The 15,936-nt window shown below is 44.4% G+C and carries 13 protein-coding genes, 18 tRNA genes and 1 rRNA gene; 27 read left to right on the top strand and 5 right to left on the bottom strand.

Going from position 1 to position 15,936, the window contains the following annotated elements:
- The 22 genes from AC1DOK_RS23035 (at position 1) to AC1DOK_RS23140 (ending at position 10,478) form a co-directional block, all read left to right on the top strand.
- A 23S ribosomal RNA gene (locus tag AC1DOK_RS23035) occupies positions 1-2,912 on the top strand.
- 18 nt (positions 2,913-2,930) lie between these two features.
- Positions 2,931-3,006: transfer RNA gene (locus AC1DOK_RS23040), tRNA-Asn, on the top strand.
- Between the two features lie 3 nt (positions 3,007-3,009).
- A tRNA-Ser gene (locus AC1DOK_RS23045) sits at positions 3,010-3,102 on the top strand.
- Between the two features lie 37 nt (positions 3,103-3,139).
- A tRNA-Glu gene (locus tag AC1DOK_RS23050) sits at positions 3,140-3,214 on the top strand.
- Positions 3,215-3,224: 10 nt separating this feature from the next.
- Positions 3,225-3,300 (top strand) — tRNA-Val (locus AC1DOK_RS23055).
- Between the two features lie 22 nt (positions 3,301-3,322).
- Positions 3,323-3,399: transfer RNA gene (locus AC1DOK_RS23060), tRNA-Met, on the top strand.
- A gap of 40 nt (positions 3,400-3,439) precedes the next feature.
- Positions 3,440-3,516, top strand: a tRNA-Asp gene (locus tag AC1DOK_RS23065).
- Between the two features lie 20 nt (positions 3,517-3,536).
- A tRNA-Phe gene (locus tag AC1DOK_RS23070) sits at positions 3,537-3,612 on the top strand.
- 21 nt (positions 3,613-3,633) lie between these two features.
- Positions 3,634-3,718: transfer RNA gene (locus tag AC1DOK_RS23075), tRNA-Tyr, on the top strand.
- 4 nt (positions 3,719-3,722) lie between these two features.
- Positions 3,723-3,796, top strand: a tRNA-Trp gene (locus tag AC1DOK_RS23080).
- 33 nt (positions 3,797-3,829) lie between these two features.
- Positions 3,830-3,905, top strand: a tRNA-His gene (locus AC1DOK_RS23085).
- Positions 3,906-3,924: 19 nt separating this feature from the next.
- Positions 3,925-3,999, top strand: a tRNA-Gln gene (locus tag AC1DOK_RS23090).
- Positions 4,000-4,074 (top strand) — tRNA-Gly (locus AC1DOK_RS23095).
- 11 nt (positions 4,075-4,085) lie between these two features.
- Positions 4,086-4,159, top strand: a tRNA-Cys gene (locus AC1DOK_RS23100).
- 16 nt (positions 4,160-4,175) lie between these two features.
- A tRNA-Leu gene (locus tag AC1DOK_RS23105) sits at positions 4,176-4,264 on the top strand.
- A gap of 69 nt (positions 4,265-4,333) precedes the next feature.
- Positions 4,334-4,413 (top strand) — tRNA-Leu (locus tag AC1DOK_RS23110).
- A 55-nt stretch (positions 4,414-4,468) separates the two neighbouring features.
- Positions 4,469-4,544 (top strand) — tRNA-His (locus tag AC1DOK_RS23115).
- A 73-nt stretch (positions 4,545-4,617) separates the two neighbouring features.
- Positions 4,618-4,697 (top strand) — tRNA-Leu (locus AC1DOK_RS23120).
- Positions 4,698-5,120: 423 nt separating this feature from the next.
- Positions 5,121-6,704, top strand: coding sequence for a DcuS/MalK family sensor histidine kinase (gene dcuS, locus AC1DOK_RS23125; protein WP_477556648.1), 1,584 nt, complete (start codon positions 5,121-5,123; stop codon positions 6,702-6,704).
- A 14-nt stretch (positions 6,705-6,718) separates the two neighbouring features.
- Positions 6,719-7,429 (top strand): response regulator, encoded by a 711-nt coding sequence (locus AC1DOK_RS23130; protein ID WP_477556677.1) that lies wholly within the window; start codon positions 6,719-6,721, stop codon positions 7,427-7,429.
- Between the two features lie 184 nt (positions 7,430-7,613).
- On the top strand, positions 7,614-8,966 hold the full coding sequence (locus AC1DOK_RS23135) for a 2-hydroxycarboxylate transporter family protein (protein WP_477556649.1): 1,353 nt from the start codon (positions 7,614-7,616) through the stop codon (positions 8,964-8,966).
- Between the two features lie 348 nt (positions 8,967-9,314).
- Positions 9,315-10,478 (top strand): NAD(P)-dependent malic enzyme, encoded by a 1,164-nt coding sequence (locus tag AC1DOK_RS23140; RefSeq protein WP_477556678.1) that lies wholly within the window; start codon positions 9,315-9,317, stop codon positions 10,476-10,478.
- Positions 10,479-10,483: 5 nt separating this feature from the next.
- Here AC1DOK_RS23140 and AC1DOK_RS23145 read toward each other — a convergent pair whose 3' ends face one another.
- From AC1DOK_RS23145 to AC1DOK_RS23155, 3 genes are all read right to left on the bottom strand, one after another.
- Positions 10,484-10,732 (bottom strand): YuzB family protein, encoded by a 249-nt coding sequence (locus AC1DOK_RS23145; protein WP_477556679.1) that lies wholly within the window; start codon positions 10,730-10,732, stop codon positions 10,484-10,486.
- Positions 10,733-10,909: 177 nt separating this feature from the next.
- Positions 10,910-11,518, bottom strand: a complete 609-nt coding sequence (locus tag AC1DOK_RS23150; protein WP_477556650.1) for a superoxide dismutase — start codon at positions 11,516-11,518, stop codon at positions 10,910-10,912.
- A 142-nt stretch (positions 11,519-11,660) separates the two neighbouring features.
- Positions 11,661-12,299 carry a helix-turn-helix transcriptional regulator gene (locus tag AC1DOK_RS23155; RefSeq protein WP_477556651.1) on the bottom strand — a complete coding sequence of 213 codons (639 nt, stop codon included), beginning with the start codon at positions 12,297-12,299 and terminating at the stop codon, positions 11,661-11,663.
- A gap of 169 nt (positions 12,300-12,468) precedes the next feature.
- On the opposite strand from AC1DOK_RS23155, the gene AC1DOK_RS23160 reads away from it, so the two are divergent.
- Positions 12,469-12,548: transfer RNA gene (locus tag AC1DOK_RS23160), tRNA-Leu, on the top strand.
- Positions 12,549-12,708: 160 nt separating this feature from the next.
- Here the strand turns inward: AC1DOK_RS23160 and AC1DOK_RS23165 are convergent.
- Together AC1DOK_RS23165 and AC1DOK_RS23170 are read right to left on the bottom strand one after the other, a co-directional pair.
- Entirely contained in the window at positions 12,709-12,816 is a 108-nt protein-coding gene (locus tag AC1DOK_RS23165; protein ID WP_477556652.1) for a YjcZ family sporulation protein, read from the bottom strand.
- Positions 12,817-12,842: 26 nt separating this feature from the next.
- Entirely contained in the window at positions 12,843-12,935 is a 93-nt protein-coding gene (locus tag AC1DOK_RS23170) for a YjcZ family sporulation protein (protein WP_477556653.1), read from the bottom strand.
- A gap of 162 nt (positions 12,936-13,097) precedes the next feature.
- Between AC1DOK_RS23170 and AC1DOK_RS23175 the strand changes: the two genes are divergently transcribed.
- From AC1DOK_RS23175 to AC1DOK_RS23190, 4 genes are all read left to right on the top strand, one after another.
- Positions 13,098-13,223 (top strand): sterol carrier protein domain-containing protein, encoded by a 126-nt coding sequence (locus tag AC1DOK_RS23175; protein ID WP_477556654.1) that lies wholly within the window; start codon positions 13,098-13,100, stop codon positions 13,221-13,223.
- Positions 13,224-13,362: 139 nt separating this feature from the next.
- Positions 13,363-14,028 (top strand): cell wall-active antibiotics response protein LiaF, encoded by a 666-nt coding sequence (liaF, locus tag AC1DOK_RS23180; protein ID WP_477556655.1) that lies wholly within the window; start codon positions 13,363-13,365, stop codon positions 14,026-14,028.
- A gap of 47 nt (positions 14,029-14,075) precedes the next feature.
- The gene (locus AC1DOK_RS23185; RefSeq protein WP_477556656.1) at positions 14,076-15,170 is read left to right on the top strand and encodes a sensor histidine kinase; all 1,095 of its coding nucleotides are present in this window, start codon (positions 14,076-14,078) and stop codon (positions 15,168-15,170) included.
- Complete coding sequence (locus AC1DOK_RS23190; RefSeq protein WP_477556657.1) at positions 15,139-15,786, top strand: response regulator transcription factor; 648 nt, start codon at positions 15,139-15,141, stop codon at positions 15,784-15,786. The genes AC1DOK_RS23185 and AC1DOK_RS23190 overlap by 32 nt, the downstream gene beginning before the upstream one ends.
- Positions 15,787-15,936 lie beyond the last annotated feature (150 nt).

Below are 15,936 nucleotides of genomic sequence, written 5' to 3' on the forward strand. Positions count from 1 at the left end.
GGTTAAGCTAATAAGAGCGCACGGAGGATGCCTAGGCACTAGGAGCCGAAGAAGGACGTGGCGAACGACGAAATGCCTCGGGGAGCCGTATGCAGGCTTTGATCCGGGGATGTCCGAATGGGGGAACCCAGCTGTGGTAATGCGCAGTTACCCTGTAGTGAATACATAGCTACAGAGGAGGTATACCGAGGGAACTGAAACATCTAAGTACCTCGAGGAGAAGAAAACAAATAGTGATTCCGTCAGTAGCGGCGAGCGAACGCGGAACAGCCCAAACCAAGAAGTTTACTTCTTGGGGTTGTAGGACGTCAATATGGAGAAGTGTTTGYTAGGCGAAGCGATCTGGAAAGGTCCGCAAGATGAGGTAAAAGCCCTGTAGCCAAAAGCAARCAACATCCTAGACGGATCCTGAGTACGGCGGGACACGTGAAACCCCGTCGGAATCTGGCAGGACCATCTGCCAAGGCTAAATACTCCCTAGTGACCGATAGTGAAGCAGTACCGTGAGGGAAAGGTGAAAAGCACCCCGGAAGGGGAGTGAAAAAGAACCTGAAACCGTGCGCTTACAAGAAGTCAGAGCCCGTTAATGGGTGATGGCGTGCCTTTTGTAGAATGAACCGGCGAGTTACGTTTGCATGCGAGGTTAAGTTGGTAAGACGGAGCCGCAGCGAAAGCGAGTCTGAATAGGGCGAATTATAGTATGTAGACGTAGACCCGAAACCGTGTGATCTACCCCTGTCCAGGGTGAAGGTGCGGTAACACGCACTGGAGGCCCGAACCCACGCATGTTGAAAAATGCGGGGATGAGGTGGGGGTAGCGGAGAAATTCCAATCGAACTCGGAGATAGCTGGTTCTCCCCGAAATAGCTTTAGGGCTAGCCTCGGATAAGCGAGTCATGGAGGTAAAGCACTGATTGGATGCGGGGCCCGCCAAGGGTTACCAAGTTCAGTCAAACTCTGAATGCCATGAACTTAGATCCGGGAGTCAGACAGTGAGTGCTAAGATCCATTGTCAAGAGGGAAACAGCCCAGACCATCAGCTAAGGTCCCCAAGTGTGTGTTAAGTGGGAAAGGATGTGGAGTTGCAAAGACAACCAGGATGTTGGCTTAGAAGCAGCCATCATTTAAAGAGTGCGTAATAGCTCACTGGTCGAGTGACTCTGCGCCGAAAATGTAACGGGGCTAAACACGCCACCGAAGCTATGGATGCAATTAATTGCGTGGTAGGGGAGCGTTGTGTATACCTWGAAGGTCGATCGTGAGGACGGCTGGAGCGTACACAAGTGAGAATGCCGGTATGAGTAACGAAAAGACAAGTGAGAATCTTGTCCGCCGTAAACCTAAGGGTTCCTGAGGAAGGTTCGTCCGCTCAGGGTAAGTCGGGACCTAAGGCGAGGCCGAAAGGCGTAGTCGAAGGACAACTGGTTGAAATTCCAGTACCACCGTAATCCGTTACGAGCGATGGAGTGACGCAGAAGGATAGTGACGCGAGCTGATGGATGCTCGTCCAAGCAGTGAGGCTGATGTGTAGGCAAATCCGCACATCRATAAGGCTRGGCTGTGATGGGGAGGGAAAATTATAGTACCGAAGGTCATGAGTTCAGGCTGCCAAGAAAAGCTTCTAGCCAGGAGAAGGTGCCCGTACCGCAAACCGACACAGGTGGGTGAGCAGAGTATGCTAAGGCGCTCGGAAGAACTCTCGTTAAGGAACTCGGCAAAATGACCCCGTAACTTTGGGAGAAGGGGTGCCCCGGTAGTGTGAATAGCACGAGGGGGCCGCAGTGAAAAGGCCCAAGCGACTGTTTAGCAAAAACACAGGTCTATGCGAAGCCGTAAGGCGAAGTATATGGGCTGACGCCTGCCCGGTGCTGGAAGGTTAAGGGGAGTGGTTAGGGGTAACCCGAAGCTATGAACCGAAGCCCCAGTAAACGGCGGCCGTAACTATAACGGTCCTAAGGTAGCGAAATTCCTTGTCAGGTAAATTCTGACCCGCACGAATGGCGTAACGACTTGGGCGCTGTCTCAACGAGAGATCCGGTGAAATTTTAATACCTGTGAAGATGCAGGTTACCCGCGACAAGACGGAAAGACCCCATGGAGCTTTACTGCAGCTTGATATTGAACTTTGGTACGGTTTGTACAGGATAGGTGGGAGCCTAAGAAGCATGAGCGCCAGCTTGTGTGGAGGCGACGTTGGGATACCACCCTGATCGTACTGGAGTTCTAACTCTCTACCATGAACTGGTAGGAGGACCGTGTCAGGTGGGCAGTTTGACTGGGGCGGTCGCCTCCTAAAGAGTAACGGAGGCGTCCCAAGGTTCCCTCAGAATGGTTGGAAATCATTCGAAGAGTGCAAAGGCATAAGGGAGCTTGACTGCGAGACCAACAAGTCGAGCAGGGACGAAAGTCGGGCTTAGTGATCCGGTGGTACCGCATGGAAGGGCCATCGCTCAACGGATAAAAGCTACCCTGGGGATAACAGGCTTATCTCCCCCAAGAGTCCACATCGACGGGGAGGTTTGGCACCTCGATGTCGGCTCATCGCATCCTGGGGCTGAAGTAGGTCCCAAGGGTTGGGCTGTTCGCCCATTAAAGCGGTACGCGAGCTGGGTTCAGAACGTCGTGAGACAGTTCGGTCCCTATCTGTCGTGGGCGTAGGAAATTTGAGAGGAGCTGTCCTTAGTACGAGAGGACCGGGATGGACGTACCGCTGGTGTACCAGTTGTTCCGCCAGGAGCACCGCTGGGTAGCTATGTACGGAAGGGATAAGCGCTGAAAGCATCTAAGCGCGAAGCCCCCCTCAAGATGAGATTTCCCAATTAGTAAGACCCCTTGTAGACGACGAGGTTGATAGGCTTGAGGTGGAAGCGCAGCAATGTGTGTTCGCTACTAGTTTTCAGGGAATAAACCCTGTATAATGTATTAAGTATTCCCTGATAGCTCAGTTGGTAGAGCACTCGACTGTTAATCGAGTTGTCACAGGTTCGAGTCCTGTTCGGGGAGCCATATGGAGAGGTGTCCGAGTTTGGTCGAAGGAGCACGATTGGAAATCGTGTAGGCGCCACAAGCGTCTCAAGGGTTCGAATCCCTTTCTCTCCGCCATTATTTTACTGAAGTTACTTACTTCAAGTTTTAACAAGGCCCGTTGGTCAAGTGGTTAAGACACCTCCCTTTCACGGAGGTAACAGGGGTTCGAGTCCCCTACGGGTCACCATTTATATCCCGGAGGCTTAGCTCAGCTGGGAGAGCATCTGCCTTACAAGCAGAGGGTCAGCGGTTCGATCCCGTTAGCCTCCACCATAATAGTATATGCTTATAATGACGCGGGGTGGAGCAGCCCGGTAGCTCGTCGGGCTCATAACCCGAAGGCCGCAGGTTCAAATCCTGCCCCCGCAACCAATCAATTTTATGAAGACATTTTATTTCATGAAATTATCGCGGAGCCGTGGTGTAGTGGCCCAACATGCCTGCCTGTCACGCAGGAGACCGCGGGTTCGAATCCCGTCGGCTCCGCCATTTAAACAATTTAATAGTATGGCTCGGTAGCTCAGTCGGTAGAGCAGAGGACTGAAAATCCTCGTGTCGGCGGTTCGATTCCGTCCCGAGCCACCATTCACTGTTACAGGTGAACGTGGAGGATTAGTGAAGTGGCTAAACACGGCAGACTGTAAATCTGCTCTCTTCGAGTTCGGTGGTTCGAATCCATCATCCTCCACCATTATAGGGGCATAGTTTAAAGGTAGAACAAAGGTCTCCAAAACCTTTGGTGTGGGTTCAATTCCTGCTGCCCCTGCCAGTAATATCCTAGCTTTACAAGTTTATATCTATGGCGGTCGTGGCGAAGTGGTTAACGCATCGGTTTGTGGATCCGACATTCGGGGGTTCAATTCCCCTCGTCCGCCCCACTTATTCTTATTACTATATTGGGGATTAGCCAAGCGGTAAGGCAACGGACTTTGACTCCGTCATGCATAGGTTCAAATCCTATATCCCCAGCCAGCGGAAGTGGCTCAGCGGTAGAGCATCGCCTTGCCAAGGCGAGGGTCGCGGGTTCGATTCCCGTCTTCCGCTCCAATTTTTTTAATGGCGCCATAGCCAAGTGGTAAGGCAGAGCTCTGCAAAAGCTTTACCCCCAGTTCGAGTCTGGGTGGCGCCTCCACAATTTACTTCATTAAGCCGGAGTGGCGGAATCGGCAGACGCACAGGACTTAAAATCCTGCGGTAGGTGACTATCGTACCAGTTCAAGTCTGGTCTTCGGCACCATGTATTATCTTAAGTTAGAGCCCATAGCTCAAATGAATTATCAGGGCAGCCATTCAGAGAATGGATTAAGCCGGTGTGGCGGAACTGGCAGACGCGCGCGACTCAAAATCGTGAGGGAAACCGTGGGGGTTCGAGTCCCTTCACCGGCATCAGAGCAAATAGTAATGAGCTTATGTGATCAATGATCTCATAAGCTTTTTTATGGCGGTCGTGGCGAAGTGGTTAACGCATCGGTTTGTGGATCCGACATTCGGGGGTTCAATTCCCCTCGTCCGCCCCACTTATTCTTTTATCTTAAGTTCAAGATCATAGTTCAAATGAATTATCAGGCAGCCATTCAGAGAATGGATTAAGCCGGTGTGGCGGAATTGGCAGACGCGCGCGACTCAAAATCGTGAGGGAAACCGTGGGGGTTCGAGTCCCTTCACCGGCATAATTAGCAGAGAAGCAATTTAAAGGGATTTGCTTTCGAGTCAGTTAGATGACTTGATAGCAGATCCTTTTTGCTTTTAATTTAAAATAAACTAAATTTCCTATTCAAAGAATGATGGGTATAATTTCCTCTATGTTTTAAATGAGCATTTTGCGAAAATATAAAAAAGTGCTCAGCATAAAGTAAGTTTTGGACGAAATTCATGTGAACTAATTCACATGAAAATATTGAACACTACAAGAGTGACCCAATTTTTACTGCAGATAATGATCATGAGGATATTCTTATGTTCAAATTCCTCTTGCTCAGCAAAGGCTTAGATTTATGCAATATGCTCATTCTATAAATATAGTTATAAAATTGATTCAAACCACATTAAAAAGAGCTTTGGGGTGAGGCAAAGTGAAAATAGGGAGAATAACATTGAAGCTGCGGACAACGATTACCTTAATGATCTGTGCCGTAGTTTTGATGGTGTTGTTAGTTGTATATGTATTGTTCAGTATGAAAGTGACAGAAATGACGAAGGATGCTTTGCAGAACAAAGCTCTCTCAATCGCTCGTACTGTTTCACAGACATCTGCTGTAATTGAAGAACTGGAGGGCCGGGGAGATCCTAATGCTGTTCAGCAATTTGCAAAGGATATACTTGCTATCAACGGTGTGCAGTTCGTAGTGGTGATTGATATGAACGGTATTCGTCATACCCATCCTGATCCAACAAAGATTGGTCAACATTTTATTGGCGGCGATGAAGTCGCAGCTCTACATGGAAGTGAAATCGTATCCACAGCCAAAGGTTCACTAGGTGATTCAGTAAGAACGTTTTCACCGATTTATGGTGTAAACGGAGAACAGATTGGAGCTGTGGCGGTAGGCATTTCACTTGACAGCGTCCAAACTGCGGTTAATCAGAATAGGTGGATCCTTTATTTAGGAATTATACTTGGTGGTGTAATGGGTATAGCGGGAGCGGTTTTTCTAGCGAATAAAATTAAAAAAATGATGTTCGGTATGGAGCCTGAAGCCATTGCGAAACTGCTTGAAGAACGGAGTGCCATGCTCCAATACGCACGTGAAGGTATACTTGCCGTGGATAAAAATTTGAAAATTACACTGGTAAATACTGAAGCCAGGCGATTGATGGATCTTATTGGTGTAGATGCTGATCCTGTAAATCAGATGGTGGGGCATATTTGGCCGCAGCTACGAATGGATAAGGTTCTGGAAACGGGTGAACCGCTGCAGGATATCGAGGTTGAGCAGAGTGGAGTCACGTTGCTCGCCAATGTAGTTCCAGTCAGAGTGGGCGAGAAAGTAGAAGGCGTAATCGCAAGCTTTCGTGACAAGACTGAAATATCTGTTCTTGTGGAAAGACTAAACGGTATTTCCATGTACGCCGATACACTGCGATCACAGACCCACGAATTTATGAATAAACTTCATGTCATTATTGGATTGACCCATATGCAACAATACGAACGATTGGAACAATATCTGGCAGGTACCATGCTTCATATTCACAATGAAACTGATGCTGTAATCCGGTTAGTGAAAGATCCCGTTATGGCTGGATTTTTGCTAGGCAAGCAAAGCCGTGGGCGTGAGGCGGGTGTTAAGATTGAACTGCTAGAGGAGGGTATACTACCTGAAGCTGCTGATCCAGACATTTCACGTGAACTAGTAACCATCGTTGGAAATCTGTTAGAAAACGCGCTGGAGGCCTCTCTAGGCAGCGCAAACAAAGTGATTGACATTGGCTTCCTATATGAAGACCATAAGCTGAGAATACGAGTCGTAGACAATGGAATAGGGTTACCGGAAATTAGAGCGGAGCAGTTGTATGAGCAGGGTTATTCTACAAAGGGTAAAGACCGTGGAATTGGTCTGTATTTGGTTAAGAAAAGCCTGGACAAGCTAAGGGGATCTATTTACTTGGAGAGCCGCCCAGGAAAAGGTACTGAATTTACAGTTCACTTACCATATGAAGCGAAGAGTGAGGAATAATAATGAATACATCTATAATTTCTGTACTTATCGTCGAAGATGATCCGATGGTTTCGGAAATGAACAAATTTTACTTAGAGCAGGTAGAGGGCTTCAAAGCCGAAGGTTGGGCTTCGTCCACGGACGAAGCATTGAGTATGCTAGCGCAGGGAGTCTATGAACTGATTCTACTTGATATTTATATGAAAGAAAGCAACGGACTGGAGCTGCTATCCGAAATACGCCATAGAGGGATTAAGGTAGATGTCATTGTCATTTCGGCTGCAAGCGACAAAAAGAGTATTCAAGTGGCGTTGCAGAACGGGGCTGTGGATTATTTGATCAAACCTTTCGAATTCAGTCGGTTCCAAGCGGCATTAAGTAGATACAGAGAGCAAAATCGGCTGTTTCGTTATCAAGAACGCCTCAATCAATCTGAGTTGGATACGATTACACGTTTTCGCCAGGAACAGAGAGCGTCACAGGAATTGCCCAAAGGTTTCACAAGGCAGACGCTTCAAACGATCTGGAAAGTAATTGAGTCTGCCGGGGCGGGATGGTTCTCGGCCGAGGACATATCTATGTTGTCCGGAATCTCACGAGTATCGGTTAGCAAATATTGTGCCGCTCTAGTGGAGATGGGCGTGTTGGAGATGGATTTGGCATATGGAACAGTGGGGAGACCAGTTCAGAAATACCAGATTGCAGCTAATGGGAGGATGACGATATCCAAATATATTGTATAAATCTGAATGCAGGTTTCTGCTGCCATGCTGGCAGCAGTTTTTTTATTTGAATAGAAAATTAAAGAGGAAAAGATAGCGCTTACTTTAATAATTTACAAAATGTATTCAATATTTACGTAAAAACAAAAGCGCTTTCAAACCGTTTATGATGGGGGTGTAAACGATTTAAGGAGGTTAAGAAGACATGGAAAATGTAATAAAGCCGTCAGTCGAATTAGGGGGAGAGGAACAGCTGCCTAAAGAGAAGCAAGGATTGTGGCAGCGACTCATGCAACTTAAGGTAGGTGTCGTTCCGTTACCGTTATACATCGTATTGGCGCTTATTATTTTTGCCGCTGCTGCACTCGGTGAATTGCCAAACGATATGATCGGTGGATTCGCGGTTATTATCATAATGGGTATACTGCTCAGCGATCTGGGATTCAAACTCCCGATTTTGAAAAACATTGGTGGTCCAGCTATTCTGTCGTTAATGATTCCTTCACTTCTGGTGTTCTGGAATGTGCTGAACCCTTCAGTTACTGATTCCGTTCACACATTAATGAAAACGTCGAACTTTCTATATCTTTATATTTCTATTCTAGTGGCTGGCAGCATAACTGGAATGAATCGCACCACTCTGATCAACGGTTTCATCCGTATTTTCATCCCGATGCTGCTTGGAACGGTGGCTGCAGTGGCCGTAGGTCTTGGAGTTGGCATGTTGCTCGGCTTCAGCGCGCATCGTACCTTGTTTTACATCATTGTGCCAATTATCTGTGGTGGAGTTGGCGAAGGCATTCTGCCGCTATCTATTGCATTCTCACAAATCCTTGGCGGCGAATCAGGTTATTATGTAGCACAAATGATTCCAGCTGCGGTCATTGGAAATGTATTTGCCATTATTGGCGCTGGACTGCTTAAGAAAATGGCTGAGAAAAATCCATCTATTACAGGTAATGGCGTACTGGTTAAATCCAAAGATGGCACGAAGCTTAGTGGAAGTACCTATGATGCTGAAAAACCTGACTTTTTGCTCATGGGAGCGGGATTGTTGTTTGCCTGCGGATTATTTATCACTGGTCATCTATTGTCGCCTTTTGTAGGTATTCCGGGACCGATTTTGATGATTTTTGCAGCAGCGTTGCTTAAAGTGTTCAAGGTGTTGCCAACGAAAATCGAGCAAGGTGCCTACCAGTTGTACAAATTAGTTTCTAGTACATTGACTTGGCCGCTGATGGTTGGTCTAGGTATATTGTATATTCCACTGCAAGATGTAGCAGCTCTGATCTCTATTCCTTATATTCTGGTTTGTGCAAGCGTAATCATGGCTATGACTGTTACAGGTTATTTCGTTGGCAAATGGGTCAATATGTATCCTATAGAAGCGGCGATTGTAACAGGGTGCCGCGGCGGTCTTGGCGGTACAGGCGACGTAGCCATTCTGTCAGCTTCCGGTCGAATGGAGTTGATGCCTTTCGCACAGATTTCTACAAGGATTGGCGGTGCTCTTACTGTAGTCGCGGCTACTCTGCTAATTGCAGTATGGGGTGGCTGATTGTTGGACAAGCGTTTAAGAAGAACGGAAGCTTGACACCAGCTTCTATTAGGATAAGAATATAAGTTGTTTGATAAGGAGGTCAATGTTATGAATAATACAAACGAGCAATATGTTTATACCTTGCGCATTCAGTATCGTCGTGATAGTGATTATATGGCAAATGTAGTGAATATCGTTGAAACCTACAGAGGAAAGGTACTTCAAGTTGATATAAAGAACGAGGATTCCGAGATGTGCAGAGCGGATGTACAGATTATGCTTGAGCAACCGGAAGATCGGAAGTGGATTGAGAAGGGCGTTAGCCAACTATCGGGAGGCGACATTGTGGAACTATTGGAAGAAATCATGAATTTGCATAGAGGCGGCAAGCTCGAAACAACATTGAAAAACCCAATTCTTTGCAAGGAAGACTTATCCAAAGTCTATACTCCAGGCGTGGCTAAAGTATGCCAGGCAATTGCCCGAGATCAGACCCAGGCGTATGAGCTGACGACGAAAAAAAATACAGTGGCAGTCATTTCAGACGGGACTGCTGTATTGGGACTCGGCGACATTGGTCCTAAAGCAGCGATGCCGGTCATGGAAGGTAAGGCTGCGCTGTTCAAACAGTTCGCTGATGTGGATGCTGTACCGATCTGTCTCGATACGAAGGATACAGAGGAAATCATTTCAATTGTCAAGGCACTTGCGCCGACCTTTGGTGGGATCAATCTGGAAGATATCTCTTCACCACGTTGTTTCGAGATAGAGAAGAGACTAAGAGCCGAATTAGACATCCCAGTCTTCCATGATGATCAGCACGGAACCGCCATTGTCGTGTTAGCCGGAATGTTGAACGCGTTGAAGGTATGCGACAAAAATATAAAAGACGTCAAAATCATCGTGAACGGTGTCGGGGCTGCTGGCATCTCTATTTCCAAAATGCTATTACGCGCAGGTGCCGTTAATCTAATTGGGGTTGATCGTGAGGGTGCGATTAGTCGAAACATACAATATGATCGGTCACACTGGAGTGATTTCGCTCAAATCACCAATCCAAATATGGAAATCGGTAAACTGTCAGATGTCATCAAAGGAGCAGATGTATTCATCGGTGTATCCGCACCGAATATGCTGAAAGTAGAGGATCTTCAAAATATGGCGAAGGATCCGATTGTATTTGCTATGGCGAATCCAACGCCAGAAATTGATCCAGCCATTGCGGCTCCATATGTGAAAGTGATGGCGACTGGTCGTTCTGACTTCCCGAATCAAATAAATAATGTACTGTGTTTCCCAGGGATTTTCAGAGGTGCGCTGGATAGTGAGGCAACAGACATTAACGATGAGATGAAGCTTGCAGCGGCAGAAGCCATTTCTTCCGTTATTGATCCAGCAGATTTGAATGAAAATTATATTATTCCAGATGCTTTTGATACACGTGTGGTAGAACGAATCCGTAAAGCGGTTGCTGAAGCTGCGTATAATAGCGGTGTAGCTCGCAAAAATTTGTTGTCGAGCATTAACTAGGCCTCTTACATTTCATAAAATGCTTTTAGTTCTTCTTCAATTGTTTTCTTGATTAATTCAAGGCATTCTTCTACGGTTTTGGCATAGATTTGCTTACCGTTGACGATAGCGTAAGGACGAGCTTTACACATGCGGCAAAAGCTCAGGCAATAGGTTCTAAGCACAGCGACATCAGGATATTCATTTTCTAAATCCTCAAGGTCAAGCTGACTCATTAAATTACTATCACATACTTCAACGACTACGATTCCGATGATAATCACCTGCTTATAGAATAGCTTAAGGGTTACGAATTAATTCGTAACCCTGTTTATCATATTTCCTGAGATAAAAGCTTATTTTAAATATAAGAAAGTATAAAAATGGACTTATACTTTGCTAATATTTCTCGCAGAAACGGATGCCGACTCTAAAGGACGGCAATGCCGTTTCTACTTGGCTGCTTCGTAGCGTTTGCTAACTTCAGACCAGTTCACAACATTCCAGAAAGCTGCAATGTAATCAGGGCGTTTGTTTTGGTAATTCAAGTAGTAAGCATGCTCCCATACATCTAATCCAAGGAGTGGTGTAGCACCTTCCATAATAGGAGAATCTTGGTTTGGTGTGGAGGAAACAGCTAATTTACCATCCTTCACACTTAGCCATGCCCAACCAGAACCAAAGCGAGTCGCTGCTGCTTTAGCGAAATCTTCTTTGAATTTAGCGAATCCGCCAAGTTCATTGTTAATAGCTTCAGCAAGAGCACCAGTTGGTTCGCCACCAGCATTTGGTCCGATAACTTCCCAGAATAGGGAGTGGTTCGCGTGACCGCCGCCATTGTTGCGTACTGCTGTACGAATAGCTTCTGGTAGTGCATCCATATTGGAGATTAAATCTTCGATGGATTTACCTTGTAGGTCAGCGTGACCTTCAAGTGCTGCATTAAGGTTAGTTACATAAGCATTGTGGTGACGATCATGGTGAATCATCATAGTTTGCTCATCGATATGTGGTTCTAATGCGTTATTAGCATAAGGCAGTGCTGGTAATTGATAAGTCATGGTATAAATTCCTCCTAAGTGTTATGTATTTCATAACCTTATTATGGCTCATTTGCGGAATTAAATCAACATTAATGTATAAAAAGTGTGTAAAGTAAAATATAAAATTAAAACAGCAACCGCTTGGAATGCTGTTTTAAGATCAAGTATGTTGTTTTTGTTTAATTAGGTAGGTGCATTTATTACCTTCTTTAGCTAGACATTCCGTACGTTCAACGTCTGTTTGTAAGAGTGTTTTGAATAGATGCAGCTCACATTGACAGGCGTAATTGTATTCATTGGCTATTTGTGCGATGGGGCAGTTATGTTCTTTGATTAAATAATCACCATTGCTGGTCTGTTCCCAATCAGCCATATAGCCATTTTTATTCTGAATATCGGTTAAAGCAGCAACCTTCTCAGGTAAATTTTTGCCTTCTAAGATTGATTTATGTTTAAGGATCAGCTTGTTATTTCGACGTTCGAATAGAAGCTGGACCATTTCTTCATCCGTTTCATCCGAAAGTTCTTTAAGCAAATCCAATGTTAATAGGTGATAATTCTTCGTAAATACATCATCAGCTAGTTCAGTTAAATTGAAACGATATAGAGGTCTGCCCATAGGTTGTCGAATCAACTTCGATTCAACTAATCCGTCTAGCTCTAATGATTGTAGATGTCTACGAACAGCCATTTCTGTAATTCCTAGATGTGAGGCCATCTCCTTGGTGCTCTGAGGGCCTTTGGTTTTGAGAAATAGCAGGACATTCTTGCGAGTAGACATGCTTTCATTTGGATTCATCCATTCCACCACCTAATGTTCTTGGTTTATCGTTAGTGTAACTGATTCGTTTAGATAAGTAAATTAATATACTAAAATGTATATTATATTTTAGATGTTGACTAGAATGAATTTTACTAATAAAATATTAATATTGTAACTAATAGGAACGGTTAATCCATCCTTATAAGCCGGTGTGGCGGAATTGGCAGACGCGCGCGACTCAAAATCGTGAGGGAAACCGTGGGGGTTCGAGTCCCTTCACCGGCATACGTAATACATGTGTAAGCTTGTAGGACTTAAGATCCTGCAAGCTTTTTACATTGTTAAGACCTTATAAGAATGAAAATAACCCCAGTTCTGAATGAACTGAGGTTGATTTTCTGCCTTGGCAGATACTCTGAAATCTTATATTCTTAGTATTAAGAAATTACATACAGAATGCTGAAAGGATAATAACTAATAAGATAAAGAGTACAAGTATTTCTGTAGTTCCCATACCGCATCTAACTGGTGATACTTCGCCACAACCGGACATGTTGATTCCTCCTCACCATAATTAATTTAAAATAAGAATAACCCGGATTGAAGAATTATTACTAGTAAAATGAAGAGTACCAGTATGGCACCAGTAGAAGTGAATCTGACACCACTCATAGTGACATCCTCCTTTCCGTTGATATGTTGTAGCATATGAAGTAGGGGCATGCAATGATTGGACAATTGACCTAGATATCTCACGAAGTGGCAAACACCTATTTCAGGTATTTATAAGGGAGATAGCTAAGATGCGAATAGAGCAAGTATGGGGAAGCAGAGATGATTAGGGAAAAGCAGCTTCAATGTGATATAAGAACACTTACAGCTATGTTGATGGGATATCAAAGACCTGTTACGATGTATGCTGTAGGTCGTACTACAACATCCTTATTTGATTATTTTTAAACCCAAATATAGTTCCATTAAGACATTCCCCGACTAAAGTTGGGGGTATGTGTAGCCTTGAGACTGAATCAAGAATTAATTTGATCAGCTACAATAGAATAAGCTATATGTAAAAACGGAATGGATCGGAGGTGGCATCATGGGGGACCAAGCTCAAAACAATCGTAATAGGAATACAGCGTATCTACTTATTGGAGCTGGTGTTTTTTTACTAGTGGAACATACAATCGGTCTATACCTAATGCTTGCCATAATATTACTTCTATTTGGTTTATATCAAATGCGAGCTGATCACAACCGTAAAGGCTATATTCTGATTGGAATTGGAGTCATCTTACTGTTAATTCAGGATGTATCGATTCTAATCGCGATTGGGTTTCTATTAGGCGGCTATTTTTACTATCAGTCGCGGAAGGCTAATAAAAGTTGTTTTCTTCAGAAAAAGCATTCGATTATGGATAGTATCAGGTGGGGTAAAGAGCCATGGGTACTTAAAGATAGTTCGGTCTGGTTTGTGTTTGGAGAGGTGAATTTAGATCTAAGTACGGCCATATGGGAGCAGGAAGAGACCACTATCCTCATACAAGGAGTGGTGGGTGATATTGATATTATCGTACCTGAAGAGATTGGAGTATGGGTAGAAGCTTCCCTTGCAGTTGGTCCTGTTCATGTTGATTTGCACAATGATCATGGTGTGATGAGCAAGGTCAATTGGCAGTCATCTAATTACGGTACGAGTTCTAATCGAGTGAAACTAATCGTTTCCTTTATCGTAGGAGATATTGATATCAAAATTATGAATTAGACTTTAATTTCGGTTGTACTTCAAGCTTAGGGGAGGAGTTCGAGCTCATGCAAAGCAGCAACAACAGTAAACTAACCAATATGATGTGGCGTAGCATGGGTGAGGGCATTGTCTTTAGTGCAATTCTAGTAGCTCTTCTGGTTTATGGCTTTCAAAACTTGGGATTATTAAATGAAGTTGATACATGGAATCAAATTCTGCTGCTTGTTGTGATAGCCGTTATCTTTGTGCTGATAATGGGTAGTTTATATGGTTTCTGGACGAGTCATCGGATTAAGAAACGGATTGACCCGATTATGGAAAGAATGCTGTTGCTCGAGAAGGGTAGCTTTGCACGTAATAACTTAGATTTAGGTGAAGATGAGATTGGTCGGCTCGGAGAACAATTGGAACGAATTATTAAGAAGTGGGAAGAACAGGTTACCTCTCTTCAACGATTATCTAATCATAATGCTGAGCTTGCGGAAAAAGCCCGATTCTCTGCTATTGTGGAGGAGCGGCAAAGATTAGCTCGCGAGCTGCACGATGCGGTTTCCCAACAATTGTTTGCGATCTCGATGACAGCAACAGCGGTTGGGCGCATTATGGATAAGGATTTTGATAAAGCAAAACGACAGGTATTTCTAATTGAAGAAATGGCTTCTGTTGCTCAGTCCGAAATGAGAGCACTGCTTATGCATTTGCGTCCTGTTCATTTGGAAGGTAAGCGTTTATCTGAAGCAGTGGGTGATTTATTACAAGAGCTGCGTGCCAAAGTACCGATTGAGATTGAATGGGAGATGGATGAAGATGTTCATCTTCCTAAAGGAATCGAAGATCATTTATTTCGGATTGTGCAAGAGTCACTTTCGAATGCATTACGCCACTCAAAAGCTTCTAAGATTGAGTTAAAATTGAAGCTGCTTCAAAGACAAGAAGGAGTTAGACTATATATACGAGACAATGGCGTAGGATTTGATATGCAGGATAAGAAACAATCTTCTTATGGGCTTGCAACGATGCAGGAGAGGGTAACAGAAATTGGTGGATCCTTATCCATCATTGCTGCACCGAATCAAGGAGCCCGAATTGATATACGTATACCTATTCTAGTTGAGGGAGGAGTAAATGATGGAGTCAAGCATCAAAGTACTTCTAGTTGATGATCACGAGATGGTTAGAATTGGTCTGGCCGCAGTTCTTGGAACAGAGGAAGATATTGAGGTTGTAGGTGAAGCTAGCTCTGGAGAAGAAGGTATTCGATTAGCGCAAGAATATGAACCTGATGTCATATTAATGGATTTGGTCATGGAAGGCGGTATGGATGGCATTGAAGCAACTCGTAAGCTTCTTTCGCTTCAGCCTGAATGCAAGGTAATCGTGCTGACAAGTTATTTGGATGATGAGAAAATGTACCCTGTACTGGAAGCGGGAGCGATATCTTATTTGCTAAAAACATCTCGTGCGGGTGAAATTACAGGAGCTATTCGAGCAGCGTCCAAAGGTCAATCAATACTTGAATCTCAAGTGGCTTCCAAACTAATGAATCGCTTTCGTCAGCCTAAGCCCAAAGCTGCTCCACATGAAGACTTAACGGATAGGGAAATGGAAGTTCTACGACTAATTGCCTCCGGCAAATCCAACCAAGAGGTAGCAGACGATTTGTTTATCGGAATCAAAACAGTTAAATTCCATGTAACAAATGTTCTTGGGAAGCTCGGCGTAGATGATCGCACACAAGCAGCTATTTATGCGTTCAAACAAGGATTGGTTAAGTGAAATTAAAGGAGTTAATGAAATGGATTCATCTGATATAATCCTTCTTGTAGTCGTTGTTGTATTTTGTCTCTGGTTTATGTGGAAGATGAAAAAGAAATATGGAAAATGAAAAAGAAATATGGTCAATAACATGAGTATTCAAATGAGGTC

The sequence above is a fragment of the Paenibacillus sp. P5_B5 genome, from assembly GCF_056400365.1.

Bases quoted from the DNA above. Each gene is read 5' to 3' on its own strand.
- AC1DOK_RS23135 (WP_477556649.1), top strand. From the start codon at position 7,614: ATGGAAAATGTAATAAAGCCGTCAGTCGAATTAGGGGGAGAGGAACAG.
- AC1DOK_RS23140 (WP_477556678.1), top strand. From the start codon at position 9,315: ATGAATTTGCATAGAGGCGGCAAGCTCGAAACAACATTGAAAAACCCA.
- AC1DOK_RS23150 (WP_477556650.1), bottom strand. From the start codon at position 11,518: ATGACTTATCAATTACCAGCACTGCCTTATGCTAATAACGCATTAGAA.
- AC1DOK_RS23155 (WP_477556651.1), bottom strand. From the start codon at position 12,299: ATGAATCCAAATGAAAGCATGTCTACTCGCAAGAATGTCCTGCTATTT.
- AC1DOK_RS23165 (WP_477556652.1), bottom strand. From the start codon at position 12,816: ATGTCCGGTTGTGGCGAAGTATCACCAGTTAGATGCGGTATGGGAACT.
- AC1DOK_RS23170 (WP_477556653.1), bottom strand. From the start codon at position 12,935: ATGAGTGGTGTCAGATTCACTTCTACTGGTGCCATACTGGTACTCTTC.
- AC1DOK_RS23175 (WP_477556654.1), top strand. From the start codon at position 13,098: ATGATTAGGGAAAAGCAGCTTCAATGTGATATAAGAACACTTACAGCT.
- liaF (WP_477556655.1), top strand. From the start codon at position 13,363: ATGGGGGACCAAGCTCAAAACAATCGTAATAGGAATACAGCGTATCTA.
- AC1DOK_RS23185 (WP_477556656.1), top strand. From the start codon at position 14,076: ATGCAAAGCAGCAACAACAGTAAACTAACCAATATGATGTGGCGTAGC.
- AC1DOK_RS23190 (WP_477556657.1), top strand. From the start codon at position 15,139: ATGGAGTCAAGCATCAAAGTACTTCTAGTTGATGATCACGAGATGGTT.